The organism is Streptomyces sp. NPDC056479, assembly GCF_042795335.1.
GTDB lineage: Bacteria > Actinomycetota > Actinomycetes > Streptomycetales > Streptomycetaceae > Streptomyces.
The window spans coordinates 1,409,410-1,432,547 of sequence record NZ_JBHTRZ010000001.1 but is presented as its reverse complement, the minus strand read 5'-3'; the positions used below and the strand labels follow the sequence as shown (position 1 = coordinate 1,432,547).

The 23,138-nt window shown below is 68.3% G+C and carries 22 protein-coding genes and 5 pseudogenes; 11 read left to right on the top strand and 16 right to left on the bottom strand.

Annotation, left to right across the window (positions count from 1 at the left end; genetic code table 11):
- Positions 1 to 23 precede the first annotated feature (23 nt).
- Positions 24 to 320: a zf-HC2 domain-containing protein gene (locus ACFQ6S_RS06255; protein WP_383404226.1), complete on the bottom strand. Its 297-nt coding sequence runs from the start codon at positions 318 to 320 to the stop codon at positions 24 to 26.
- The gene (locus ACFQ6S_RS06250) at positions 313 to 837 is read right to left on the bottom strand and encodes an RNA polymerase sigma factor (RefSeq protein ID WP_383404355.1); all 525 of its coding nucleotides are present in this window, start codon (positions 835 to 837) and stop codon (positions 313 to 315) included. Before ACFQ6S_RS06250 ends, ACFQ6S_RS06255 begins: the two co-directional genes overlap by 8 nt.
- An 84-nt stretch (positions 838 to 921) precedes the next feature.
- Between ACFQ6S_RS06250 and ACFQ6S_RS06245 the strand changes: the two genes are divergently transcribed.
- From ACFQ6S_RS06245 to ACFQ6S_RS06230, 4 genes and pseudogenes are all read left to right on the top strand, one after another.
- On the top strand, positions 922 to 1,527 hold the full coding sequence (locus ACFQ6S_RS06245; RefSeq protein ID WP_383404224.1) for a cupredoxin domain-containing protein: 606 nt from the start codon (positions 922 to 924) through the stop codon (positions 1,525 to 1,527).
- A 99-nt stretch (positions 1,528 to 1,626) separates the two neighbouring features.
- The gene (locus ACFQ6S_RS06240) at positions 1,627 to 1,899 is read left to right on the top strand and encodes a hypothetical protein (RefSeq protein WP_383404222.1); all 273 of its coding nucleotides are present in this window, start codon (positions 1,627 to 1,629) and stop codon (positions 1,897 to 1,899) included.
- Between the two features lie 425 nt (positions 1,900 to 2,324).
- A pseudogene (locus ACFQ6S_RS06235) lies at positions 2,325 to 2,589 on the top strand (DUF5302 domain-containing protein).
- A gap of 57 nt (positions 2,590 to 2,646) precedes the next feature.
- Positions 2,647 to 2,970 (top strand): annotated as a pseudogene (locus ACFQ6S_RS06230) (RNA polymerase subunit sigma-24); the annotation flags it as partial.
- A 166-nt stretch (positions 2,971 to 3,136) separates the two neighbouring features.
- On the opposite strand, the gene ACFQ6S_RS06225 reads toward ACFQ6S_RS06230, so the two are convergent.
- Positions 3,137 to 3,376, bottom strand: coding sequence for a hypothetical protein (locus tag ACFQ6S_RS06225; protein WP_383404220.1), 240 nt, complete (start codon positions 3,374 to 3,376; stop codon positions 3,137 to 3,139).
- A gap of 72 nt (positions 3,377 to 3,448) precedes the next feature.
- Between ACFQ6S_RS06225 and ACFQ6S_RS06220 the strand changes: the two genes are divergently transcribed.
- Positions 3,449 to 3,814, top strand: coding sequence for a DUF2180 family protein (locus tag ACFQ6S_RS06220; RefSeq protein ID WP_383404218.1), 366 nt, complete (start codon positions 3,449 to 3,451; stop codon positions 3,812 to 3,814).
- Between the two features lie 782 nt (positions 3,815 to 4,596).
- Here ACFQ6S_RS06220 and ACFQ6S_RS06215 read toward each other — a convergent pair.
- Positions 4,597 to 5,190, bottom strand: a complete 594-nt coding sequence (locus ACFQ6S_RS06215) for a TetR/AcrR family transcriptional regulator (RefSeq protein ID WP_383404217.1) — start codon at positions 5,188 to 5,190, stop codon at positions 4,597 to 4,599.
- A 58-nt stretch (positions 5,191 to 5,248) separates the two neighbouring features.
- Between ACFQ6S_RS06215 and ACFQ6S_RS06210 the strand changes: the two genes are divergently transcribed.
- Together ACFQ6S_RS06210 and ACFQ6S_RS06205 are read left to right on the top strand one after the other, a co-directional pair.
- Positions 5,249 to 6,199: a patatin-like phospholipase family protein gene (locus tag ACFQ6S_RS06210; protein WP_383404215.1), complete on the top strand. Its 951-nt coding sequence runs from the start codon at positions 5,249 to 5,251 to the stop codon at positions 6,197 to 6,199.
- Positions 6,196 to 7,677 carry a flavin-containing monooxygenase gene (locus ACFQ6S_RS06205; RefSeq protein ID WP_383404213.1) on the top strand — a complete coding sequence of 494 codons (1,482 nt, stop codon included), beginning with the start codon at positions 6,196 to 6,198 and terminating at the stop codon, positions 7,675 to 7,677. Before ACFQ6S_RS06210 ends, ACFQ6S_RS06205 begins: the two co-directional genes overlap by 4 nt.
- Before the next feature lie 119 nt (positions 7,678 to 7,796).
- Here the strand turns inward: ACFQ6S_RS06205 and ACFQ6S_RS06200 are convergent.
- The 5 genes and pseudogenes from ACFQ6S_RS06200 to ACFQ6S_RS06180 form a co-directional block, all read right to left on the bottom strand.
- A pseudogene (locus ACFQ6S_RS06200) lies at positions 7,797 to 8,030 on the bottom strand (Tn3 family transposase); the annotation flags it as partial.
- 274 nt (positions 8,031 to 8,304) lie between these two features.
- The gene (locus tag ACFQ6S_RS06195; protein WP_383404211.1) at positions 8,305 to 11,133 is read right to left on the bottom strand and encodes a tetratricopeptide repeat protein; all 2,829 of its coding nucleotides are present in this window, start codon (positions 11,131 to 11,133) and stop codon (positions 8,305 to 8,307) included.
- Positions 11,134 to 11,182: 49 nt separating this feature from the next.
- Positions 11,183 to 11,761 (bottom strand): hypothetical protein, encoded by a 579-nt coding sequence (locus ACFQ6S_RS06190; protein ID WP_383404209.1) that lies wholly within the window; start codon positions 11,759 to 11,761, stop codon positions 11,183 to 11,185.
- Positions 11,762 to 12,531: 770 nt separating this feature from the next.
- Positions 12,532 to 12,981, bottom strand: a complete 450-nt coding sequence (locus tag ACFQ6S_RS06185; protein ID WP_383404207.1) for a hypothetical protein — start codon at positions 12,979 to 12,981, stop codon at positions 12,532 to 12,534.
- A gap of 578 nt (positions 12,982 to 13,559) precedes the next feature.
- Positions 13,560 to 14,138 carry a peptidase inhibitor family I36 protein gene (locus ACFQ6S_RS06180; RefSeq protein ID WP_383404205.1) on the bottom strand — a complete coding sequence of 193 codons (579 nt, stop codon included), beginning with the start codon at positions 14,136 to 14,138 and terminating at the stop codon, positions 13,560 to 13,562.
- A 627-nt stretch (positions 14,139 to 14,765) separates the two neighbouring features.
- Here ACFQ6S_RS06180 and ACFQ6S_RS06175 point away from each other — a divergent pair.
- Positions 14,766 to 15,788 (top strand): DNA-directed RNA polymerase subunit alpha, encoded by a 1,023-nt coding sequence (locus ACFQ6S_RS06175; protein ID WP_383404203.1) that lies wholly within the window; start codon positions 14,766 to 14,768, stop codon positions 15,786 to 15,788.
- Between the two features lie 749 nt (positions 15,789 to 16,537).
- Here the strand turns inward: ACFQ6S_RS06175 and ACFQ6S_RS06170 are convergent.
- Positions 16,538 to 17,449: a LysR family transcriptional regulator gene (locus ACFQ6S_RS06170; RefSeq protein WP_383404201.1), complete on the bottom strand. Its 912-nt coding sequence runs from the start codon at positions 17,447 to 17,449 to the stop codon at positions 16,538 to 16,540.
- Between the two features lie 136 nt (positions 17,450 to 17,585).
- Between ACFQ6S_RS06170 and ACFQ6S_RS06165 the strand changes: the two genes are divergently transcribed.
- Both ACFQ6S_RS06165 and ACFQ6S_RS06160 read left to right on the top strand, forming a co-directional pair.
- Positions 17,586 to 18,419 carry an inositol monophosphatase family protein gene (locus ACFQ6S_RS06165; protein WP_383404198.1) on the top strand — a complete coding sequence of 278 codons (834 nt, stop codon included), beginning with the start codon at positions 17,586 to 17,588 and terminating at the stop codon, positions 18,417 to 18,419.
- A 40-nt stretch (positions 18,420 to 18,459) separates the two neighbouring features.
- Positions 18,460 to 19,056 carry an NADPH-dependent F420 reductase gene (locus ACFQ6S_RS06160; RefSeq protein WP_383404196.1) on the top strand — a complete coding sequence of 199 codons (597 nt, stop codon included), beginning with the start codon at positions 18,460 to 18,462 and terminating at the stop codon, positions 19,054 to 19,056.
- Between the two features lie 254 nt (positions 19,057 to 19,310).
- Here the strand turns inward: ACFQ6S_RS06160 and ACFQ6S_RS06155 are convergent, their stop codons facing one another.
- The 5 genes and pseudogenes from ACFQ6S_RS06155 to ACFQ6S_RS06135 form a co-directional block, all read right to left on the bottom strand.
- Positions 19,311 to 19,538 (bottom strand): transposase, encoded by a 228-nt coding sequence (locus ACFQ6S_RS06155; protein WP_383404193.1) that lies wholly within the window; start codon positions 19,536 to 19,538, stop codon positions 19,311 to 19,313.
- Positions 19,526 to 19,804: a winged helix-turn-helix domain-containing protein gene (locus ACFQ6S_RS06150; protein WP_383404189.1), complete on the bottom strand. Its 279-nt coding sequence runs from the start codon at positions 19,802 to 19,804 to the stop codon at positions 19,526 to 19,528. The genes ACFQ6S_RS06155 and ACFQ6S_RS06150 overlap by 13 nt, the downstream gene beginning before the upstream one ends.
- Positions 19,805 to 20,194: 390 nt before the next feature.
- A pseudogene (locus tag ACFQ6S_RS06145) lies at positions 20,195 to 20,456 on the bottom strand (IS1380 family transposase); the annotation flags it as partial.
- 323 nt (positions 20,457 to 20,779) lie between these two features.
- On the bottom strand, positions 20,780 to 21,013 hold the full coding sequence (locus tag ACFQ6S_RS06140; RefSeq protein WP_383404186.1) for a hypothetical protein: 234 nt from the start codon (positions 21,011 to 21,013) through the stop codon (positions 20,780 to 20,782).
- A gap of 361 nt (positions 21,014 to 21,374) precedes the next feature.
- A pseudogene (locus ACFQ6S_RS06135) lies at positions 21,375 to 22,214 on the bottom strand (LysR substrate-binding domain-containing protein); the annotation flags it as partial.
- Here ACFQ6S_RS06135 and ACFQ6S_RS06130 point away from each other — a divergent pair.
- Complete coding sequence (locus tag ACFQ6S_RS06130; RefSeq protein ID WP_383404353.1) at positions 22,197 to 22,313, top strand: darcynin family protein; 117 nt, start codon at positions 22,197 to 22,199, stop codon at positions 22,311 to 22,313. The pseudogene ACFQ6S_RS06135 and the gene ACFQ6S_RS06130 overlap by 18 nt on opposite strands.
- A gap of 106 nt (positions 22,314 to 22,419) precedes the next feature.
- On the opposite strand, the gene phoU is transcribed toward ACFQ6S_RS06130, so the two are convergent.
- Positions 22,420 to 23,094 carry a phosphate signaling complex protein PhoU gene (gene phoU, locus ACFQ6S_RS06125; RefSeq protein WP_383404351.1) on the bottom strand — a complete coding sequence of 225 codons (675 nt, stop codon included), beginning with the start codon at positions 23,092 to 23,094 and terminating at the stop codon, positions 22,420 to 22,422.
- Positions 23,095 to 23,138 lie beyond the last annotated feature (44 nt).

Here is a 23,138-nt window from a genome sequence, read left to right as displayed (position 1 = left end):
ACCCCCGACCGACCCCCCCCCTCCTATCCCCCCTCTCCCCCCCCCCCCCCCCCCACGGCGGCACGTGGTCGCCGCCGTCGTGCGGGCCGGTTCAGGCGCAACCGGTCCATCACCCGTGTCTCGAAGCCGACGGGCGGCTCGCTGCCCGGCAGGAGACAGAGCAGTCCGTCTGCGACGGGCGTCAGCTGCTCGACGTGCTCCCGGCAGGTGGCGCAGCGGTCCAGGTGGGCGATGGCCTCGGCGCGCTCCTGACCGGAGAGGACACCCAGCGCCAGCTCGTCGGCGACGGACCTCAGCCACGCGCAGTCCCGGTCAGTCATGATCGGCTCGCTCGGGTCCCAGAACCGTCCGCAGTCTCCCCATCGCCGTCCTGATCCGCGTCTTCGCGGTGCCCAGAGGGATCCCCTCCAACTCGGAGATCTGCCGTGCGGTCATCCCGTAGATCCCGGCCATGACCACGGCACGCGCCTGCTCGCGCGGCAGGCCACCCACCGCGGCCCGTATCCGGGAGGCCGTCTCGTCGGCCACGGCCCACTGTTCGGGCGTCCGGGTCACGATGCCGAGCAACGCGTCGAGGTCCTCGGGCGAGACCGGGGTCGCGTTGCGCGAGCGGACGGCGTCGACCGCCAGATTGTGCGTGATGGTCCCCAGCCAGGTCTTCACCGATCCACGCCGGGAGTCGTAGACCTGCGCGTGACGCCAAGCCCTTTCGAAGGCCTGCTGGGCGATGTCCTCGGCGAGCTGTGAGTCGTCAACGACAGCGATGGCGATGCCGAAGACCATGCGCTGGAACCGGCGGACGAACGCGAGGGCGCTCTCCGGGGCGCCTGCCGCCATTCCCGCCAGCAGCGCCTCGTCCGAGAGCCGCCCAAGTGGCAGGCCCGATCCGCGCACACCAGTGGATACGGCGAAACTCGCCCAATGGATTCCCCCAGTGCCACGCGGGATCACGGCCCCATTCTCCCGCTTGATGCTGTTTGCCGGAAATCCCCTGGCGCGGCCCGTCCGTACCTCTGGGCAGGACGATTTCTCACGGAGGGCCGAGACATGGCGACGACGCTCATGACGTTCGTGCGTAGGAACGTCGGGCCCGGGCTGGCTGCCGGAGCAGTGGCGGGCATTCTCGTGGCGTGCGGAGGCGGTAACGGCGACGGTGGCGGCTCTTCATCGCCGGCCCCGGAACAGAGTGGCGAGCCGGGAACCACCCAGGTGGACGTCAAGATGACCGACTTCAAGATGCAGCTTTCCGAGACGACGCTGAAAGCGGGTGACTACACCTTCGTCGCCAAGAACGACGGAGGCCACGACCACGCCCTGGAGATCGAGGGCTCAGGAACGGAACAGAAGACGCGGACGCTGGAACCCGGGGAGTCGGCGAACCTCACCATCACGCTGAAGGACGGCACGTACGAGGTCTACTGCCCTGTCGACGACCACAAGGGCATGGGCATGAAGACCGAGCTCACCGTGGGCGGCACCACCTCACCGGACGACAGCACCAACACCAACGACAGCAATGGCTACTGAGCGCACGACCGCGCTCACCGCGCTCCGGCCGGCCGCGGCGGGAACGGCCGTGGCCATGGGCGCCGCCACCTCCACCTTCGGTACGACGGCTGCCGCTATGTGGAGACGATCGGCCGACTGTTCCTCCTGAACGCGATCGGGGCCGGGCTGCTCGCCGTGTCACTCCTGATCACACCCACCCGTCTGCTGCCCATCCTCGCGACGCTTGGCACGCTTCGTGGCCGGCACACTGGGGGCCCTGATCGTGAGCCTTACCTCGGGTCTCTTCGGGCCCAGGAGGCTTTCGACGCGAACATGGTCAAGCCGATCCTCACCGTCGATGCTGCAGGGTGCGTTCTGTTGATGGCGCTTGCCTTGCTGAGCAGACGCTGACCGACACGCGTGATGAGTCGCCGGCCGCGGCGCGGTCCTGGGTGATCGATCGGCTGCGCGCAAGCATCAGGCCGAGCAGAACATCCGGTCCAGGACGTTCCGCACTGCAGACATCTGGCCGTCAGGCCGACCTGGCCGCCGCGGTCCTTGCCCGCACTCGCCGCATCCGCCGCCAGTGCCGCGAGCGACACCCGCCGAGCAGAACACCGCCATCGCCTTCGCCGCCGGCCAGCGGACCACCACAGCGGCGGCATAGCCGCGGCCCCTCCATCGTCGTCCATGGCAACGACCAGACACAGTCGGGGCAGCACGTCCCCGCCCATGGGACCAACGTACGTTCGGCAACCGCATCCGCCCCCAGTTGGGGCGGATCCGCCACAAAGGGGCGAGCCGTTGACCTGCACCAACAGGCCAGCCAACTTGTCATGCAAGGACCCGAAACAGCTTCTCAGCTGTCTTTTACCTCTGAGGCTTCGGAGCCTGCCGAGCCCGAGAGCGCTGTCCTGGCGCCCGGCGGGGACGGCGAGTATGACCTGAAGGGCAAGTTTCGGGATGCCATGGCGCGCAGGCGCGCCAAGCAGGAGGAGGCCTCGGCCGCTCTGTCTGCGAACGCCGACGCGTCGAAGGTTCGAGGCGTGCGTGGTCCCCGCTGCCACTCAGCGGTCGTTTCGGCGAAAGAGCGGCGGCTGAGTTTGCTCCCCTGATTCCTCCCGTATCGGCGGGAGGAACGCCTTCTCAGCTGACGCGGTGGTGGCCGCGATCGACCGCTCCGAGGTGGAAGGGCTGCTCACCCTCATACTGCTCCGCCACACCCGGCGCGCCGCCCCGACGCGGCCTCTGGGACACCGCGTCGATCGCCGAAGGCGTCCAGATCCTGCAAGAGGCCTTCGCCCGCAACCAGCCGGGCGAGTACCAGGCCCATGCCGCGACCGCGGCCTCCACGCCGACGCACCCACGACCGATCAGACCGAGCGGGTACAGATCGTCAAGTGGTACGACGAGCTCAACCGCCTGACCGGCAGCCCGGTCGTCCGCCTCAACCGTGCGGTCGCCGAAGTCGACGGACCGCGCTGGCCTGGGCGAATCCGGATCCAGTGACACAGCCGTCGACGAGGCCGGGCGGAGCTGAATGTGGCACAGGCCCCGGCGGAGGATGGGGCCGGGCACGCCTGGCGGAGTGCCATGGCCTCAGGCGCGGCGGTGGGCTCGCCACGTCCTCTCCCCCATCCCTGAAGGCCTACTCGGAACTCACACGCGCGGCTGCCCGTGGGCGCCCGGCGACTTCGAGCGGGGCGAGGGCGAGCACGGTCAGGACTTCTAGGAGCCGGCTGGCACCGCTGAGTGCTTCGCTGATGAGGGTGGAGCGGTGGCTGGCGAGGAGTTTGCCGATCCGGGACTGCAGGTCGTCGAAGGTGTCCGCAGGGAGGCGGAAAGGCGGCTCTTCCAGTCGCCGTTCGATGCGATCGATGCCTGCCAAGAACTCAGAGTGGGCCGCCGCGTGACGTGAACCGAGAGAGCGACGCGATGTACCACCTCATCGCCTACGGTCATGGTCAGCTACGAGGGCACCGTCGGCGGGGCGACCGCCGGGCGCGGGCCCGACTTCACAGAGCTCCCGCCGCAGCGGGACCTCGATGCCCGCGACAAGCGATTCCGGCCCTCGGGCGATACGCTCGTGGTGTCTCCTGCACGACGGAGAGGCATGGGGATGAACTGCTACGAATGCGCCCAGTCGGGGCGCACCACGGAGGCAGTAGCTGTCTGCCGAGTATGTGGGGCCGCTGTCTGCCCCGAGCACGTGCGTTCTGAGTCGGTGGTCCTGCGGGGGACCGCCCAACCCGGCGAGGTGATCCACGACCGGCCGGCCAGGCGGTTGACCTGCCCGATGTGCCGTGAGGCGGAACAGGCTCCCTGAGCCGTTCGCCGACCGCACGACAGGTCAGGTATCCAGGGAACTCAGATCACGCCGGAGTACGACGCGAGCCGCTTCGCTTGCGTTTCCATACGACACATCGAAGTCGACGCGATCTCGTCGGGCGCAGTGAGGCATGTCCTCGCGCATCCTCCGACAGGAGACGAGACCCACCGGTAGCCAGCAGCAGCCTTATGTCCGAGCTTCTGTGTAGGAGCGATCACGGACGGCTACGTCTTGTGAGCCGACATCTGATTCGCAGTCATCCTCCGATGGCCGCGTCTGGTCCGGCCCTCGGGGGTCTGTGCTGCCTGCAGTGCCTGGACCGGCGGAGCGGAATGGTGTCCACGGCCTGCTGCGGCGGTGCTCGGCGGATGCCGACTCATGCGAGGGTGTCGGTTTCCCGCCCTCGGTCAGGACTTGGAGCACCGTGGCGAACAGGTCGTACGACTCGCCCTCCCGGTCGGCGGAGGTCTTGGACTCGCATCGACCGCAGGAAATACGGCGTTTTCGTGGACTGCTGGAGCCCGAGAGTGCCGGTGGCGCGAAGCTCGGCCCGCTCACGCGCGAGCGCTCCGCCTCGGCCAACTGGCCGTACAGCAAGCCTCACTGCGCGGCGCGCCAAGAGCCGTCCGCGGGGGTTCCGGGTCGGCGACGGCTCCGCCAGTGGTGCAACGCCCCAGCGCCCCTCGGCATCACGGCTTTCGCGCAGATCGCCCCGCTCGCCTCCGAGCCGCCCCTTCCAGCCGGGTGCCCGCACCGTCAGCACAGCAGCATGGGCACCCTCAGGGGCGCCCACTCATGACGCTGCGCAGCAGGTCGACGATGGGCTGCACCGGGACGGTCGGGTCGAAGGCGCGCTGGACGCCGAGCCCGATGCCGAGGCTGAGCAGGGTCAGGGCGGCGGTGTCGGCGGGCAGGGCAGGTGTAGTGCCGAGTTCGTCCGCCTGCGCCCTGATCAGGTCTGCGAGCGCGCCGGTGACGGTGCGTCGACGCTGGGCGAGCTGCTCGCACACCTGCTTGTCACGGCGGTTGGCGGTGGCGAACTCGACTTCCAACGAGGTCCACGAGCTGTCGCCGATGGTCTCGTCGGCCCAGCGGGCGAATCCCGCGATCCGGTCCTCGAAGCGGGGCGCGTCACCCATCGCGGCGGCCAACTGTGTCACCTGTTCCGCGGCGATGCGGTCGAGCACGGCAAGGCACAACTCGTTCTTGGTGGCGAAGTTGGAGTACACCGCCCCCTTCGAGTAACCCGCCGCCTCGGCGACACGCTCCATTGACGTCGCTGTGAAGCCGGCGTCCAGGAAGAGCGCGTACGCGGTGTCGAGGACGTGTTCGCGGGTGCGGGCCTGGCTCTCGGCCCGGGTCAGTCTTGCCATCCCCGGAGGATACCGCTAGCTTTCAGATTCCCTTGGGATTCAAATACCAGGAGAATCTATGACGGGGAGTCAACGACGCGGGCTGGTCGTCGGGTGCGGCGGCACCCTCGGCTTCGCATGGGCGGTTGTAGCGCTGGCCGCGGTCGAGGAGCAGCTCGACTGGGATGCCCGCACGGCAGAGGTGCTGGTGGGGACGTCGGCGGGGGCGGAGGTGGTATCCGCGCTAGGGTCCGGCCGGTCGGTCTCCGACCTGCTTGCGGCACTGCAGGGCCGGTCCGAGGCGGACCCCCTGCTCCTGCGGCACGTCGACGCGCACCCGGGCGCCCTGCCACCGGTTCCGTGGCCGGGACTGCCGGGCGCCGGGCTGACGGCGGCGGCAGCCCGGGGCCGTGTCCCGCTCGGGTCGGGGCTGCTCGGCCTCCTGCCGCGCGGCCGGGGAGACGCGGGGTGGCTGCGGGGCTTCGGCACAGCCCTGGCGGACGGCCACCTGTGGCTCGCCTCGTCACGTACATGGCTGGTGGCGACCGAGACACGCTCCGGCAGACGGGTCGCGTTCGGTTCGCCGGACGCCCCGGTCGCCGACATCGGCAGCGCGATGGCCGCGTCGTGGGCGATCCCGGGCTGGTTCCCTCCCGTACGGATCGACGGGCGCACCTACCTCGACGGAGGGATGTTGTCGCCGACGTCGGCCGACCTCGTTGCCCCGCTCGACCTGGACGAGGTGGTGATCGTCGCCCCGATGGCGACGTCCGGGGGCGCGCCCGCCACCGGGCTGAGCCGCCTCGAACGCGTCGCCAGGCGCTGGATGACCCGAACCCTCGACGGGGAGGAACGCCTGCTTCGGGCAGCGGGGACCCGCGTCGTCCGGATCGAGCCCGGCGCCGAGGAACTGGCCATCATGGGCTTCAACTTCATGAACGTCGCCCGCCGCCCGGCCACCCTCGATGTCTCCCTGCGTACCGCGCCCGACCGTGTCAAGCGAGCCATCGATAGGAGCACCACGGCATGAGCCCCCATTTCGAGGTCATCGTCATCGGCGCCGGCATCTCCGGGGTCGGCGCGGGGGTCCGGTTGCGCGAGGCCGGGATCCGGGACTTTCTGATCATCGAGACCGCCGACGACTTCGGCGGCACGTGGCGGGCCAACACCTATCCTGGCTGCCAGTGCGATGTGCCGTCCCGGCTCTACAGCTACTCGTTCGCGCCGAACCCGGACTGGACGAGGGTGTACGCGCATCAGCCGGAGATCCTCGCCTACGTGAAGGGAGTCGCCGACCGGCATCGGCTGCGCGAGCACACCCAATTCGGCGTGCACGTGACCGAAGCGCGCTGGCAGCCGGACGCGGCACGGTGGCGGATCAGCACCAATGCCGGCGAGTTCACCGCCCGGTTCCTGATCGCCGGTGCCGGGCCGTGGAACGAGCCTCTCGTCCCCGAGATCCCGGGTCTTGCGGAGTTTCCCGGTGAGGTGTTCCACTCCGCGCGCTGGAACCACGACTACGACCTGCGCGGCAAGCGGGTCGCGGTGCTCGGCACCGGGGCATCGGCCGTGCAATTCATCCCGGCCATCACCCCGCAGCTGGACCGGCTCCACCTGTTCCAGCGCACTGCCCAGTGGGTGCTGCCCAAGCCGGACCACCGCATACCGAAGGCCGAGCGGTGGGTGATGCGGCACGTGCCCGGCGCCCAGGCCGCGGTGGCCGCGGTGGAGTACCGGGCCATGGAGATGTTGGGCCGCGGATTCCGCAGGCCCTCGCTGCTGCGCGGTGTACAGGCCGTGGCGCGCGCACACTTGCGCGCCACGGTCCGCGACCGTGAACTGCGCCGCAAGCTGACACCCGACTACACCATCGGCTGCAAGCGCATCCTGTTCTCCAACCACTACTACCCGGCTCTCACCGGCCCGAATGTGGATGTGCACGCCTGCGCCGTCCGCACGGTCGACGGCAGCACCGTCATCGGCACCGACGGCAGCAGCGCCGAAGTGGACGCGATCATCCTCGGCACGGGCTTTCACATCCTCGACATGCCCCTGTCGAACCTCATCCACGACGGCGGCGGACGTTCCCTCGCCGACCACTGGCAGGGCTCCCCCGAGGCGTACCTCGGCACCGTCACTGCCGGGTTTCCCAACGCGTTTCTGCTTCTCGGTCCCGGTCTGGGCACCGGACACAGCTCCGCGTTCACCATCCTCGAAGCCCAGCTCGATCTCACCTTCGGCATGATCCGCTCAGCACGCGCCGAGAGGTGGGCGTCGGTCGAGGTACGCCGCGACGTGCAGACCGCCTACAACACCGAACTGCAGGCCGCCCTCTCGGGCACCGTCTACAACACCGGCGGATGCCGGAGCTACTACCTCGACGCCAACGGCCGCAACAGCTTCAGCTGGCCCTGGTCCACCGGCCGGCTCCGCACACGGGTGGCACGCTTCGACGCCCGCGACTTCACCGTCGTCCACCCCAGCAACCGGCAGGAGCTCAGCGCATGAGAATCCCGCCATCGACATGAGCGGCGCCGACATCGCCGTCACCGGCGCCGCACGCGGCATCGGACTCGCCACCCGCGAAGGCGTACACCCCCGGGTGCCCATGTCACGCTCGGCGACGTGGTGTCGGCCACCGGGTCGACCACACGCAGCAGATGCACGGACTTGCCGATCCGGCCGTACTCGGTGAACACCTGCCCCAGCGTGGCAGCCGCCCCAGGCGGCCAAACATCCGCAGCAGGTGGCACGGACGGACCTGCCCGGCCACCAGGGAGCTGGCCACCCCGCAGCGTGTCCGGCCAGTGCGTGCTCACCTTGGTCAGGTTGGCCTTGTTGCTGGCCAGCGACAGAACGGCTGGTGGTCCAGATCATTGAAGCGCGAGGAGAGGAATGTGCAGCGAGTCGAGCGGCGCGCCGGGCACCACCATCTGTCCGATGCCCGTCCAGGACACCCGCGGCCTCGACGATCACACCGCCTACAAGGTCCCGGATCCCTCAGCACACCCGTCTTCACCACCGCCACCGAGGGCGGCCATGGTTCACGCAGAAACGCCCACCGGTGTGGTAGATGCCGGGACTCACAGCCGCCGCCTGGCAGGTCAGGGAGCGCGCCCTGTGGGCCTCGGCGCCTCAGCCACGTTCGCCCAGGTCCAGCTGTGGCAACTGATCGAATACCTCGTCCGCGAGGACGGTCAGCTGGTTGCTCTCGAGCGGGCCGGTATCGGGGTGATCTCGTAAGACGGTTCTGGCGTAGCGAAGAATCCTGACGCTGTCCCGCATGAGCGGCAGGCTGCTCCTGCGCAGGAGCGGTAGTACGAACTGGCGAATGCTCTGCCATCGGCCGATCTGGTGAATCCAGACCGGTGCGTTGTGAACCGCATCCCGTATCACCTCGTCGTCGCGCCGGTAGTGCCGCCGCAGGACGTCGAACAGGCGGTCAGCCAGTTCCTGCGCGTAGGGCGCGTGCCGGCTCCATTCGTCCGCGGCACGGCTGAAAGCTTCGTGGGCCTCGGTGGGGCGCTGCAGCCACAGCAGTGTCAAGGCGAGGCCAAGGTGTGCCCACTCATAGTCGGGTTCCAGGACAACCGCACGTTCCAAATCGGGCAGTGCCTGCGCCGGTTTGCCGGCTGCCCAGTACAGCCAGCCGCGGGCGGCGCTCGGCCATGAGTCGTTGGGCGCCATGGCCACGGCCCGATTGAGATCATCGAGGGCTGCGTCAGCGTGGCCCAATCGCCCAGTAGCCCAGCCCCGCCATGTGAGGGCCCAGACGTTCTCCGGCTCGACGTCCAGCGCACGGTTAAGAGCGGCTACGCCGTCCGTCAGCCTCCCCAGCCGACACAGCACAAAGCCATGATTGGCGTGCACATAGGTTGTGTCGTCCTCAAGTTCAAGCGCACGCTCAATTGCTTCCAGAGCCTCCACGGCGCGGTCGGCGTGGTACAGGCACGCGGCTCGTTCCACCAACGCCCACGCCGATTCGGGATGCTGCTCGACAGCGTGGTCGAAGTCGGCCAAGGCCCGGGCAAGGTGCCCCTTGCGACGCAAAAGCCGTCCTCGGTGCACGCGGGCCCCGAGATGTTCCCCGGCCGTCTCGACCGCATGGTTGAAGTCCTGGAGCGCGGCTTCGTCTCCGCCCAGCGTTTCGAACGTCAGCCCTCGGAAGACGAGTGCCTGGACATGGTCCGGTGCGGCGGCTAGAACCTGGTGGAAGTCGTCCAAGGCGTCGTGGTGCCGTCGCATCAGTCGGTAGACATAGCCGCGGCGTGTCAGAGTGTCCGCGTTGTCCGGTTGGAGCTGCAGCACGCGATCGACGTCCGCCAGGCACGACTCCAGTCGGTTGGCGAGTTGATGCAGCCAGGCTCGTTCGGCGAGCGCGGCGATCCGATGGGTCTGGTCCAGGCGGCTGTCATCCAGCAGCATGGAGAGGAAGTCGGTGCAGTCCCTTGCATCGTCGCCCACGGTGGCAGCAAGCGATGCGCCGAGCCTTGCCACTCGAGCAGCGGCGGAGTTCTCGCCCGCTTGGGCCATCGCTTCGGCCAGTTGTCGTGCCATGACCGTGCCGACTTCGGCTGCCCGCACCGCCGCGCACAACGCACTGGCCAGGGCGCCTTCCTGATACGCGCACAGAAGATGGTAGGTCTCCTCCACCGTGCAGTCCTGCCAGTTCGGATCCCACCAGCCGTCCCGCTCGTCCATGCGCAGGCCCTCTCGCCAGCTGCGCCATGCGCCTGCCAGGTCATGATGCCGCTGTCGCCACCGCTGGGGTGAGCGGCTGCGTTCCAGCCGTAGCATCGCGGTGCGCACAACGTCGTGGAACCGGACCTGCCCAGCATCCTCTTGGACGAAAGGCAACGTTCGCAGCCATGGGTACAACTCGCGGCTGACAGGCTCACCGAGCAGGACGTCCATCACATCCTGGTTGACCACACGGGGCAACGCGCAGGCCAAGGCCGCCGCATGGCGCTCCGGCGGCTCCCACCGCAAGAACCGGTCGACGGCATCGCCCGCGTGATCACTCACCGCGGTGATGTCAGCCGGTCGGCTCTCGGCCAGCATGGCCACCAGCACGGGGAGGCACCCGGTCATCTCGAGGATCGCCTCCACAACGGGCTCTGTCGTAATACCCCTGGCGGCCAGCAACAGGCGTGCTTCTTCGTCTGTGAACGGCTGCAACGGCAGGTAGGTGATGGCACCCAGATAGGGCGCCCAGATTCCGGGATGCAGGCGACGCTGTCCCGCGACGGTCAGTACCAGGTTCGCCGGCAAATCCCCGTAACGGCCGCCCACCAGGTCGAGCAGCCATTTGCCGAGGAACACCTCGGTGCGCTCATAAGTGTCAAAGAACAAGGCCAGCCAGGGGGCATCCCCGGAGAGCCGGCGCAGGAGGTCTACGAACGGTCCGCTGAGAGCCGCTGCGGGAGTAAGCGGCATACTGTCGGTATTCCAAGCCCGCTCCGCCAACGCCGATCCCACGCGACTCGCGGCCTGACTCACCTCCTGCGCGGTGACGACGCTGGCCAGCGGACCGACCACGGGCATGCTTTGCGCCACCGCCAGCCCGACCCCAGCCGCAATCCGTCCCGTTGCGGAGGGGCCTTCCGCAGCAGCAAGGTCCGGTACGTTCTGGGCTTCCCGCAGTTGTTGACGGTGCGCCGCAAGCGCCTTGTCGAATGCCTTCGCTGCGCCCTTCGGCGCCAACTGGCCAACCAGCGCCTCCAGGGTGGCAGCCAAACTGTCCGACGACTCATCCGCTCGCGCCGTCAGTGCTCCCGCCTCTTCCCTCGCCACGCGCTGGAACTGCTCTGTCAGCAGCGTCTTCCCAACGCCTGCGTCACCGTAAATGCTGAACAGGAACCGTCGTTGCTCTTCAGCAGCTGAGAAGTTGCCACGAAAATCGCCAAGTTCACTCTGCCGACCGACAAAGCCGGCCTGCCGTCGACGCCGGATCAGCTCCTGCATGCTCGGGGCCTGAGCCACCGTGCCACCCCCTTGGCGCTGGACACTTCCTTTAATGTGACAGCGGCCAGGACTGCGCGCACCAAGAAGCACAAGCCGTATTGCGGTTCGTCCGTGGAGGCTGCGGCTGGAGGCGCGCCCCTTTCGGCGACCATGCGGCTGAGTACATCTCGTCCGGGTCGTCCATGCGATCGACCGCGTTTCTGAGAAGGACGAAGAACAGGTCGTCGAAGGTGGTGTCCGTGAGGTTTTCGACCCGCATGGCGAAATCGTGCCAGCGGCTGCCTGCCGTGATGTCCGCAGGGAGGCCGGAGAGTGTGAGCCTCAGGCCCTGGTCCCCACGCCTGTATTCATACAGTTCACAGTCCTCCTCGGTCCATCGCGGCAGGGATGTGGAGGGGGAGGCTGTCTGGGACGGGGACGCCGGTCCGGACATGGTCGGCGACGGCGACTGTGCCGCGGGCACGGCTTCGGGAGCGGACGCGGACCAGAAGGGCGCGCCGGACGTGATCGGAGCCGTGACCGTGGGCGGCGGCAAGTCGGCGGAATAGGCGGTGGTGCCGGTCAGCAGCGCCGCCGGGAGCAACACGGCGGCGGTGACCAGCAGCGGCTGACGGCTCTTCATGACCACACCTCGGATGCGGGAACCATTGTGTTACGAGTGACCGCTATAACGAGAGGTCGATGGTGGTGGCCCAGCATCGCGTCACCGGAAGTTCTCCCGGGCTTCGCTGCCGGCCCCCGCCCTACCGAGAGCCTTTGGCCAGGCGGATCTCTCTGGCCAACTACCACGCTCATAGTGGCCAACTGAGGGGTTGTGGCCACACCTCAGTGAGGGATGGGCTCGATGCGGTGGAGGCTGACTGTGCAAGGGTCGCAGTCGCCACTGAGCCGAGGAGGCTGGGCAGTGGCTGACTCCGCCGCACGCCAGGACCTCGGGCCGCTGGGGCTGCAGGCCGGTCGTGCGAGTGCGCGGCCGCGGCTCCAGACGGGTGTCAATGGCGGGTATGACCTGCTACAAGCCCGATGAACGGTCACGGATGTTCTGCGCGGTCCGGGAGTACACAGGGCGCAAAGACCAGCCGAAAGGCTTCTGCTGGCGCGACTTCCGCGACCTGATCGTCCGGGCCCGCATCCAGCTCGGCGGCCCTGTCGTGCTGGTCTGGGACAACGTCCGCCTCCACCTGACGCGCCCACTACGGGACTTCATCGCTGCGAACGAAGAGTGGCTGACCATGAAGCGGCGCCCTCCAGGGCGGCCAGCTCGCCGTTGTCGACGGCCAAGGTCCAGCGGAGTTTCGTGCGGCCCAGAGCGCCGACTGCCGGACTGCTGACCAGCTTTCCCCCACACACAGCTGCGGCGGGTCACCGGAAGGGCCGGTAGCCCGCCGCAGCCCGTGCTCAGTACCAGGCGGTCCAAGCCATGTCGTGGCCGTCGCAGGAGAGGACGGCTCGCGACACACGGCCGTTGAGGTTGTTGCCCATCTTCGTGTAGGCGTAGTTGATGCCCGCATCGACCGTCTCGGAGACCCAGCCGTCGTTGCGGCCCACGCCGTCGTTGGAACGCTGCAGCACGGCCACGCAGTTCTCCCGGGAGTTCTCGATCCGGGCGAACGAGCCGCACTTGTCGGAGTAGAAGTATTTCAGGGCCATGTTCCCGGCGTACTGAGTGGATCCGACCTGCCGGAACGTGCCCGTGCAGTAGTTCGTGGTCGGGTACTGCCCTTCCATCCCGTAGGCCCCGTAGTTGCCACCCGAGAACGAGGCGGCGTGGGCGGAGGTCGGCAGGAGCGCCATCACCGCGGCGGCGCTCCCGGCGGCCAGCAGTGTCCTGAGCGATCGGCGGCTCATGAGTCCTCTTTCGTGTGTCGGCGAGTGTGGTGGGCGTGCGCGGGCGACCGGCAGTCCGGCCGGCCCTCGCTCACCCTTGGTGACCGTACGATCGGTCACCCGCCCCGCGACACCTGACATGTATCAGGGTCCGGCCCCTGGACGTCCTCGCATGTCCCGGTACGTCCGGGCAGGCTCCTTTCGTGGTTGGCAGGGCGATGCAGACGGTCCTGCCAGGTAGCGACCATGAGCATCAGCTCCATAAGCAGCCGCTCGGCTGTGTCGTTGCCTCGCTGCATCCGGCCCTGGCGACGACCTTCTCCAGATCATGGGCGGCGATCCAATCGCCCTGGTGCACGTCTGTTCCGCATCGGACGCCGCACCTCGACCCGGGCAAACCGGCTGCCCACCCGCAGGAACAACTCCTCCAGCTCGGTCGTCCACGGCCCCGTAACGAAGTCCGCCATCACGACCCGACCGTGTGCGGCCTCGCCCGCCGAACCGACCGGCTTGCTCGAACCGTTCCTGATGCCACGTCAACCCACGAGGCTCGAAACTACGCCTCTGACCTGCGGGAATGGCGAAGTCCCTCTGCGGTATCAGCAGGGCCTGACGTACCAGACGGGGGTCCAGTCATAGCTCGGGTTGCCATAGGGAGCGCCAGGCGTGACGTGGATGACCGTACGGTTCTGGTTCTTGAGCAGTGCCTGGGTGCCACGGGTCTGGAGGTTGTAGTAAGAGCCCTCGCCGGTCCAGTCCTGCAGGGCGTAGTCCTGACAGTAGTACAGGGCAAGTCGGTCGCCCATGCCCAATTGCTGGCGGTACATGCAGAAGTACTCGTCGGCGCACTCCCACTGCGCCGCGGCGGCACGGCTTCCGGCCGACGTGCTCAGCTCACGCACATACTTCTCGCCGGGAACGGTGACCGTCAGCGTGGCACCTTCGGCCAGGACGATCTCATTCGCCGCGACCTGCCGTCCGTCGTGGCGGGCAAGGTAGCGGTCCACCTTCGTCTGGAGAGCCTTGGCATCGTCTCGGCTGAGGCCGGCAGCCCGGGCCTGTTCGCCGAAGGCCGCCTGGGTGCGCGTTGTCTCCGCGGATGCCGGTCCCGCAAAGCCCACAGACAACACAGCCACGGCTGCAGCTGCGAGGGATGCGTAGCGCTTCATTTTGGACATGCAATTCCTTTCCTGACGAAACAAGAGGCAACTAGGAACTGGTCCGGGTGCTGGGCCGCCCCCGGGCAACGGGTGCGCCGGGAAGCAACGGACATGGGGCACACCGGTTGGTCACCTGGCGTGTGCGCCCGCCGCTAAGCGGTGGGCTCACGCGCCGATGCACAGCAGCGCGTAGGGGAACGTATTCGGCCTGCGCTGCCGTGCCTTCCTGACATCTGTCAGGTAGACACGCAAAGGGACCACGCCCCGGCGCTGACTCCAGGGGGCGCTAGCTGCATACAGCCGGCTCCCTTCGCGGTTCCGTGCCGGGACGTATCGGCTGAGCACAGCGCCGTGAGCGGTGCACACCACCCCTGCCAACCAGCCCGGCCAAGGCCCAGGCCATGATCACGACATCACCAGATCGTGACCGAGCCTGCCCGGCTGTCATGAGCGCCCGAGAGCTGGACGCGGGCAAGGCAGAATCGCCGTCGGAGCGACGGGCGGAAAGGAGTCCCGAAGCCCTTTCGCTGGGTTGGTGGCGGGTGGTCCGGCCTGTGTGGCGACCGGATCGCCCTTATCGGACGTACCCTTCATGGTGTCTACGGCGTCACATAGCGGGCGCCAAACCACTGGAGGCAACACCTCGTGCTGATTGCTCAGCGTCCGTCCCTGACCGAAGAGGTCGTCGACGAGTTCCGCTCCCGGTTCGTGATCGAGCCGCTGGAGCCGGGCTTCGGTTACACCCTCGGCAACTCCCTGCGTCGTACCCTCCTGTCCTCGATCCCGGGTGCGGCGGTCACGTCCATCCGTATCGACGGCGTGCTGCACGAGTTCACCACCGTGCCGGGCGTCAAGGAGGACGTCACCGACCTGATCCTCAACATCAAGCAGCTGGTCGTCTCCTCGGAGCACGACGAGCCGGTCGTGATGTACCTGCGCAAGCAGGGTCCGGGTCTGGTCACCGCCGCCGACATCGCGCCCCCGGCCGGTGTCGAGGTACACAACCCCGACCTCGTCCTCGCCACGCTGAACGGCAAGGGCAAGCTGGAGATGGAGCTCACGGTCGAGCGTGGCCGCGGCTATGTCTCCGCCGTGCAGAACAAGCAGGTCGGTCAGGAGATCGGGCGCATCCCGGTCGACTCGATCTACTCGCCGGTTCTGAAGGTCACGTACAAGGTCGAGGCCACGCGTGTCGAGCAGCGCACCGACTTCGACAAGCTGATCGTCGATGTCGAAACCAAGCAGGCGATGCGTCCGCGTGACGCCATGGCCTCCGCCGGTAAGACCCTGGTCGAGCTGTTCGGTCTCGCCCGCGAGCTGAACATCGACGCCGAGGGCATCGACATGGGCCCGTCCCCCACGGACGCCGCCCTTGCCGCCGATCTGGTGCTGCCGATCGAGGAACTCGACCTCACCGTCCGTTCGTACAACTGCCTCAAGCGCGAGGGCGTCCACTCCGTGGGTGAGCTCGTGGCTCGTTCCGAGGCCGACCTCCTCGACATTCGTAACTTCGGTGCGAAGTCCATCGACGAGGTCAAGGCGAAGCTGGCCGGCATGGGCCTGGGTCTCAAGGACAGCCCGCCCGGATTCGACCCCACGGCCGCTGCCGACGCCTTCGGCGCCGACGACGACGCGGACGCGGGTTTCGTGGAGACCGAACAATACTGAACCCTGCGCCGGGCCGGTCGTAGAGAGACTTCGCCTATGGGGACGGGAGAACATCAAGCTGTTCCCTGCCCTCTGGGCGACCTCGGCCGGGTCCGGGCCCGCACACAAAGCCTGGCGAAGGCAGCCGGCCGCCAGGCGGCGCAGCTCCGGCGCTACACATACAACCCGCCGCTCGGCCAGCAGCTTCCGGCAGACCACGTGTGACCTGCCTGAATCTGGCCGACAAACACCGAAACCCAGACGGCTTGGTGGGTCGTAGCCGTTTGGGCCCTGGCTCTGCTCATCCGGCTGTTTCCGACCTGGTGCGGCACGGCCGCGGGTTGGATGGACGGTGGCGGACAGCACACCTGCCGGTCGGCCACCGGGCTTGCGTCAGGTCCCCTCCGGAGGGGCTGTTTCCCAGGGGACAGGGAGGGCCTGCCGCGCGCGGGGGGAGGAATCGGTACTCGGTGCGAGGCGGTGAACCCGTCGTGCGGTGGCCTCGGCACCGTCTCGTACGGAGACCGCGGGGAGGCTGAACGCGCCGGTGGGCCGCAGCGCGACGCACACCACGGGCCAGCCCGGCCACACCAACGACGAGGTCCTCTCCCCCATCGTGGCCCCGCGTACCCACGCACAACGCCACAGGAATCGACACGCCGCCCTGGGCGACCCCCCCCCTCGGGCACGCCACCAGTCAGGTTCGACGATCACCCGACGCACCGCCGCGAGCGGCCCTCGCACAGCACAGTGGCGTGCGGCCGCTGTCTCTAAGGGTGTGGGTTAGGCCGGGGCGCCAACGCGGTCCGCGCCAGATCGCGTAGCCAGATGTGTGCGGGGTCGGTGTCATAGCGCTGATGCCATGACAGGTACACCACGGCCGGTGGCAGTTCGAACGGCAGTGGGAGCAGGGTCAGACCGAGAACCGTGGCCGCTGAACGCGTCGTCGATTCGGGGGCTGTGACGATGAGGTCGGAGCCGCGCACGAACTCGAACGCGGCCCCTTCGGTGGGCGCGGTCGCCACTACCCGTCGGGTGAGGCCGAGCCGCGCGAGAGCGTCGTCGAGGGCGTTGCCGAGCCTTCCGCGCCGCGAGACGGTGATGTGATCGGCCGCGGCGTACCTCGCAGCGGTGACAGCCTTGACCCGGGTGAGCGGGTGCCCCCGCCGCACAACGATGACGTGCTGGGTCTCAGCCACCCGATCGGCGCGAATGTCGGGCGCCGTCGGGCGGTTCGCGTTCGCCTCCAGGTCGACCTCGCCGCGCCGCAGCCCGGGGGTGTCGACGCTCGATTCCGCGATGAAGCGCAAACGCACGCCCGGCGCCTGCTTGCATACGGCCGCGAGAAGCGCGGGGCCACTGAGGGCGACGAGTGAATCGTGCCAGCGGAGTGTGAAGGTGCGCTCGAGCGTCGTGAGGTCGAGTTCGCGGCTCGGTGCCAGCACGCCCTGGACCTGCTGCAGCAGCTCGTGCACCTGTTCCCGGACGGCGATCGCGTACGGCGTCGGGGTCATCGTGCGCCCGGTGCGCACCAGGATCTGATCCCCCGTCGTGCGCCGGATCCGGCCGAGGCTTCGACTCATCGCGGGGGCCGTGACGTGCAGGCGCTCAGCTGCTCCGGCCACGCTGCCTTCTTCCAGGAGCGCATCGAGCGCGGCGAGCAGGTTCAAATCCAATTGCATGAGACTCATCCTAGCCGTGCTTTACATGCACTTGCAGTTAATGATGGGTCCTCCTACCTTCGAGATGCGGGCGCGAAGGAAACACGGTTTTCGTCTGGTCCGCCTCATCACCCCCTACTCAGATGGGAGCACCGCCATGCCCGAGTCGATTCAGACCACCGGAATTGCTGCAACCGCCGGCTTCGGGTCCGACGCCGACCTGCTGGCGCAGACCGCGATCGCCGTGCGCGCGGCGGGTTCGGCGCTGCGGGAGCGGTTCGGCGACGTGGTCCGCTACGAGACCCGCGAAGAGCTGATGCTCGCGCTCGCCGCCAATGACGACGCGGCCCTTGACGTCCTGCGCCCCCGCCTCGCCCTCCTGCGCCCGGACGCCGGCTTTGTGGAGGACGAGCTCGCGGGCGGGGCCCTGCCCCCCGGTGAATGGTGGGTCCTCGATCCGGCCGAAGGCAACGTCAACCACCTGCACGCCCTGCCGGAGTGGGCGGTGACCGCCACTCTCGTGCGCGACAACCAGCCTGTGCTCACCGCAGTTCATCTGCCGTTGACCGGCGAGACATACACCGCGCTCACCGGCGCCGGCGCACACCTCGACGGCCGCCCGCTGCACGTGTCCCAGACCACGGACCTCGGCCTGAGCCTCGTAGCCACGAGCCAGGCCAGGCCGGATGAGGACGAGAAGGTCGTGCGGCGCATCGGCTCCTCGATCACCGCGATGCTCTTCGATGCGCTCGTGGTGCGGACATCCGTGCCCGCCACCCTGCACCTGCTGAATGTGGCCGCCGGCCGGATCGACGCTTTCTGGCAGTTCGCCGGCGCCCGCGCGGACCTGCTGCCCGGAGCGCTGCTCGTCACCGAGGCCGGCGGGCAGATCTCCGACGCCCAGGGCCGCACCTGGACCCCGCAGAGCGAGAGCTTCCTGGCCGCCGCGCCCGGCGTGCACACCGAAGCCGTCACCACGCTCTCCCGCTGACTCCCACGAGAACCACAAGCACCGGAAGGACCACATCAGCATGACCATGATCGCCGTACTCGGAAACGGCCGCGTCGGCGGCAGCCTCGCCCTAGCCCTCACCCGGGCCGGGCACAAGGTGGCCGTGGCGGACCGCTCACCAGGCTCTGCCGCCGACGCCGCCCGGACAGCGCAGATCGTCATCAACGCCACCCCGGGCGCCGGCTCGCTGGAGCGGCTCATCGCGCTGCGCGAGGAACTGCGGGGCAAGATTCTCGTGGACGTCTCCAACGCCACCGTCGACGGACCAGACGGACTGCCGACCGACCTGCTCTACCCCGGCTCAAGCCTCGCGGAGCAACTCCAAGAAGCGCTCCCCGACACGCGCGTCGTCAAGACGCTCAACACGATGCTCTACACGGTCATGACCGCTCCCGCCGCGCTCGCCCAGGCACCGACCGCCTTCCTCTCCGGCCAGGACCCGGAGGCCAAGCAGGTCGTACGCGGGCTTCTCGCCGACCTCAGCTGGCGGCAGGAGTGGATCACGGACCTCGGCGGAATCGAGACCGCGCGGGCGGCCGAGGCCGCGATCCTGTTCGTACCACACGTGATCCGATCCAGCGGATTCGCACCCTTCGCAATCTCGATCACCCGCTGAAAGCCCGACGCAACTCTTCCGGAGTGCCCGAACGGCTGTCAGGGCGGTGGGTGTGTCAATCCAACGACCCTGTCTCACATTCGGTGGTGACGGAGGGTGCTGCTAGAGATCTTTAACTGAGGTTACGGCGGTTGGAGGTCGAGCCCGGGCTTGGCGATGAGGCCCTCGATGAGCGACCGCTTCAGGTGCGACCGCACGCCCTCGACGGGGTTGAACTCGGGGGCGTATGGCGGCAGCTGGTAGACGATCAGCCATTATCGGGCGGCGACAAGAACCTGCATGGTGCGGCTGACATGTGTGTTCCGGTTGTCCCCGACCAGAACGATGGGGCCGCCAAGCGGTTGGTGCACGGCATCCAGCAGGCGGGCGTAGTCGGTCTCGGTGAAGCCCTTGCGACGGCCCTTGGCGGGACCACCGTCGAGCTGGATGCGGTGGATCAGCCGTGGCCGGTGGCCGGCTTTGGTGCAGATCAGCGCCGCCATCGAGACACGTTTGATGCCCCCGGTGGTGACCCGCACCACCGGGGTGTGGGGCCCCGGCGGCTCCAGGTGCGGCCCTTGGGCGCGGCCTCAGGCCCTGGCCGGCTTCGTCCTCGGAGCAGAGCCAGGCGCCCCAAGTCCGCCGCCCCCTTTATGACGGGCGACTGCTCTTCCTTCCAGACGGCGATCTTCACCTCGTTCCGCTCGATGGCCTTGGCGGAGGGCACCTGCCCGCTCCAGCCGATGCGCTGCAACAGGGTGTCGAGCATGTCCGATGCCGGGCGCCACTTCTCCCGATGCGTGGCCTTGGGCGGGAAGATGGTCTTGGCGCGGCGGTCGCTGTCTGAGGCCCATTCCTCAACCAGGAACAGGCGTCACGCAGCGGGCAGGGGGCCCGATACCCGCCGAACAGGTACAGCAACGGTGGCCGCTCTGCCTGCCATGAGTGCCGCGAGGGCTGCTGCGGCTCCGCCGATGGCAGTGCTGAGCGTTCTCCTGCTGAAGGCGGGCCGTCGTAGCCTACGGCGGTGCGTCGGACAGGAGATGCCGCGACTCGTTCGTACCCCGGTCCCCCGGCTTTGCTCTGCGTCCAAGCGGTGCCGCGTCACATGCCAACATCCCTACACATTCGCGGACTTAAGCCCGAGCCGCCGCATCCGCCCGAACACCGACGATTCGGCCCGCAGCATGCCCACGTCCGCCAGTCAGTCCCGCTCAGCGCGAACGAGGGCGCACATCCAGCAGGATTTTGCCCGGCTCAAGCACCAACCGCGGATTGCGCCAGGTCGCCGCCGAAATTGCCTCATCAAGACCGGACTTGCGGACCGTCGCCACCAACAGCACAGTCTCAGCCTGGGACACCATCCCGCGGCCACCGCGCTCGACGCGGACACGCGAGTACGACCCGGTGCCATTCTTCACCCGAAGAGTGCTCCCTTCATGCGACGAATTTGGACCCTAGATAGTCCCATCACCGCAGGTCAGAAGCACTCTTCGCGTTTATGATCACCTACCGGACGCTCTGCCTCGTGAGAACGCGAGGCTAGTCATCACGGCCATTGAGTTCTTCGATCACTGAGCATTTGCCGCCCCGGCCGGCGCAGTGGGCGCAGGCCTCCAGTTGTGGCCGACAGTACGGTCAGGAAGAGAGATCCTGCCCCCTGTTCTGCCCGCCCCGGGGGTGGGTGGGCCTCCTCCATGTGCGGTTGTGTGGTCTGCGGGCAGGAACTGCCCTCGGTTGTCCGTCAGTTGCAGAAGTTCAGGATGGGCAGGAGGCCGTTGCCGCACTGGAAGTGCTCGCCGTCCTCGCCGCCGTAGGCTGGGACGGCCTTGGCGGCGACGTGCGTAGCGGGCGTCGCCGCCACGGCAGATGTGGCAGTTGCCACCCCCGCCGCACAAGCGATGCCCACGGCGGCACACACCGCGAGTGCTCGCGGAATCCGGGAAACTGCCTTCTTGGGGTGAGGTGTAGTGTTCATGAACTCACCATGCACACCCCCGCGACCAGTTGCCCGCCGAGCGCATCCGAGCGGGTGAGCCACTCCCACGGGGCCGGATCAAACGTCGCTTGCAGCCTCGACATCATGACGGCTCACCAGGCCAACTGGCGGACCATCTCGGCTGGTTGGGCCGCTGGCCGACAGAGGAAGGGACCGGCTGCCGCGCCGGACGGGCGCCCGGTTCCACGGCACCGGCGGGCCAGTGCGGGTTCGGAGGGGCGGGAAGGCTGCAGGTCAACCTGGTCGTGTTGCGCTCCTTGCCGGAACCGAGCGGCCAGCCGCCGACCTTCCCCCGCCGGGCCCGGCTGGCGGCCTGGTCGGGCTTCTCGGCGGTGTCGTACTACTCGGGGTCGTTGGCGTCCGCCGCGGTGATCTCAGAAGCTGCTGTCGGTGTGCAGAGAGTCCGGCGGAGGGTGTCGCGGAGCCAGTGGTGGGGCGCCGTCGGCCGTGTGTCGGGGGTGCCCGGCCATGCCGATGGTCAGTGGTGGCAGCGCCAGCGGGATGTCGAGGAGGTGCAGTCCGAGGGCGTTCGCGTCGTGGGTGAGGGCCGAGGGGGCCGCGCCGGGGGGGGCGGCGGGTACGAGGCAGACGAGGTCGCTGCAGGCAACGAGGGTCATCGCGGCCAGGTGGCTGGGGAGAACGACGCTGACCCCCCGGTGGAGATTCAGCTCGGCGAGGACGGTGTCGAGGGGGCCGGTGAAGCGGCCGCGGCGGCTGACCGCGACGTGCTGGGCGGCAGCAGGCCGGCTGGGGTGAGCGGTCCTTCGGTGAGTGGATGGCCGGGCCGGACGGTCGCGACCATTCGGAGGCCGACCAGTTCTTCCATCTGGGTCTCGGGGTCCACGTGGTCGATGGATCCGATCTCCAGATCGATCCGGCCATCGCGTAGCGCGGGTCCGGCCTCCAGTTCTTCGGTCCGGATCGGGAACTGGACCCCCGGCACCTCCCGCCGGGCCAGTTGCAGCAGCCCGGGGTCCAGAGCCGCGCCGACCAGGTCGACGGTCTGGAGGGTGAAGGTGCTGCGGAGGCCGGCGGGGTCGACGCTCGCGCCGGGCTGAGCAGCGCTCCGAGGCTGCGTACCACCGTGGCGGCTTCCTCGCGCAGGGCCTGGGCGCGTGAGGTGGGAACCATGGTCTGTCCGGTCCCGGACCAGGAGAGGGTCCTGGAGGGCACAGCGCAGAGGTACCGCTACTTCGATGTCATCGACTTTTTCGTCGGCACTGAGAACGGCTACGCACGAACCCACGGTCTCGAACCCGTCGCCACCATCACCACCTGACACACCGCCCCTCGCGCAGAAGAGCCAGAGGTATCGGCTGTCCGGAGCGGAATGGTTCTGCCGAGTCTCGTCGAGTCGTTGATGGGACTGTGGGAGATGGGCAGGGTCAGGCGGTTGCGGGCGAGTCGCTGGGCGGTTCGTCGGCGTGCTCCCCTGTGGCGAGGTAGACCACACGCCGGGCCACGGACACGGCGTGGTCGGCGAACCGCTCGTAGTAGCGGCCTGCCAACGTGGCGTCCACAGCCGTTTCCACGCCGTGGTGCCACTGCTCGTCCATCAGATGCTGGAATATCAGGCGATGCAGCTCATCCATGCGGTCGTCGTCCTGCTCCAACTGGCGCGCCGCCTCGATGTCATGAGTGATGAGCACCTCGGCGGCCTGCGCCATCAAACGCTGCGCCAGCTGGCCCATTTCCAGGATCGTGCGGCGTAGGTCGCGCGGCACCGACCGCTCGGGATAGCGCAGCCGCGCCAGCTTGGCCACATGCTGGGCCAGGTCTCCCGACCGTTCCAGGTCTGCGCTCATCCTCAGTGAGGTGACCACGATCCGCAGATCCCTGGCGACCGGCTGCTGCCTAGCCAGCAGAGCGATCGCCCGGTTCTCCAGATCACGTTGCAGGTCATCGACCTTCTCGTCGGCTGAGATCACGCTCTCGGCAAGCTGTAGATCGGCATCGAGGAGAGCGGTGGTGGCCCGGCCGATGGCCGAGCCGACCAGGTGGGCCATCTCCACCAGTCCGTCAGTGATCGATTCCAAGTCTTCGCGATAGGCCGTCCGCATCGCTCGCCTCCGTATGTCGTTGTCCATTCTCAGCCTCCGTTGCT

Coding starts and splice junctions, on each gene's coding strand:
- ACFQ6S_RS06210 (WP_383404215.1), top strand. CDS start 5,249: ATGACGGGGAGTCAACGACGCGGGCTGGTCGTCGGGTGCGGCGGCACC.
- ACFQ6S_RS06220 (WP_383404218.1), top strand. CDS start 3,449: ATGGTCAGCTACGAGGGCACCGTCGGCGGGGCGACCGCCGGGCGCGGG.
- ACFQ6S_RS06185 (WP_383404207.1), bottom strand. CDS start 12,981: ATGAGCCGCCGATCGCTCAGGACACTGCTGGCCGCCGGGAGCGCCGCC.
- ACFQ6S_RS06195 (WP_383404211.1), bottom strand. CDS start 11,133: ATGCAGGAGCTGATCCGGCGTCGACGGCAGGCCGGCTTTGTCGGTCGG.
- phoU (WP_383404351.1), bottom strand. CDS start 23,094: ATGCGGACGGCCTATCGCGAAGACTTGGAATCGATCACTGACGGACTG.
- ACFQ6S_RS06155 (WP_383404193.1), bottom strand. CDS start 19,538: ATGGCGGCGCTGATCTGCACCAAAGCCGGCCACCGGCCACGGCTGATC.
- ACFQ6S_RS06205 (WP_383404213.1), top strand. CDS start 6,196: ATGAGCCCCCATTTCGAGGTCATCGTCATCGGCGCCGGCATCTCCGGG.
- ACFQ6S_RS06215 (WP_383404217.1), bottom strand. CDS start 5,190: ATGGCAAGACTGACCCGGGCCGAGAGCCAGGCCCGCACCCGCGAACAC.
- ACFQ6S_RS06180 (WP_383404205.1), bottom strand. CDS start 14,138: ATGTCCAAAATGAAGCGCTACGCATCCCTCGCAGCTGCAGCCGTGGCT.
- ACFQ6S_RS06255 (WP_383404226.1), bottom strand. CDS start 320: ATGACTGACCGGGACTGCGCGTGGCTGAGGTCCGTCGCCGACGAGCTG.
- ACFQ6S_RS06160 (WP_383404196.1), top strand. CDS start 18,460: ATGACCATGATCGCCGTACTCGGAAACGGCCGCGTCGGCGGCAGCCTC.
- ACFQ6S_RS06245 (WP_383404224.1), top strand. CDS start 922: ATGGATTCCCCCAGTGCCACGCGGGATCACGGCCCCATTCTCCCGCTT.
- ACFQ6S_RS06140 (WP_383404186.1), bottom strand. CDS start 21,013: ATGAACACTACACCTCACCCCAAGAAGGCAGTTTCCCGGATTCCGCGA.
- ACFQ6S_RS06170 (WP_383404201.1), bottom strand. CDS start 17,449: ATGCAATTGGATTTGAACCTGCTCGCCGCGCTCGATGCGCTCCTGGAA.
- ACFQ6S_RS06150 (WP_383404189.1), bottom strand. CDS start 19,804: ATGCTCGACACCCTGTTGCAGCGCATCGGCTGGAGCGGGCAGGTGCCC.
- ACFQ6S_RS06250 (WP_383404355.1), bottom strand. CDS start 837: ATGGCGGCAGGCGCCCCGGAGAGCGCCCTCGCGTTCGTCCGCCGGTTC.
- ACFQ6S_RS06165 (WP_383404198.1), top strand. CDS start 17,586: ATGCCCGAGTCGATTCAGACCACCGGAATTGCTGCAACCGCCGGCTTC.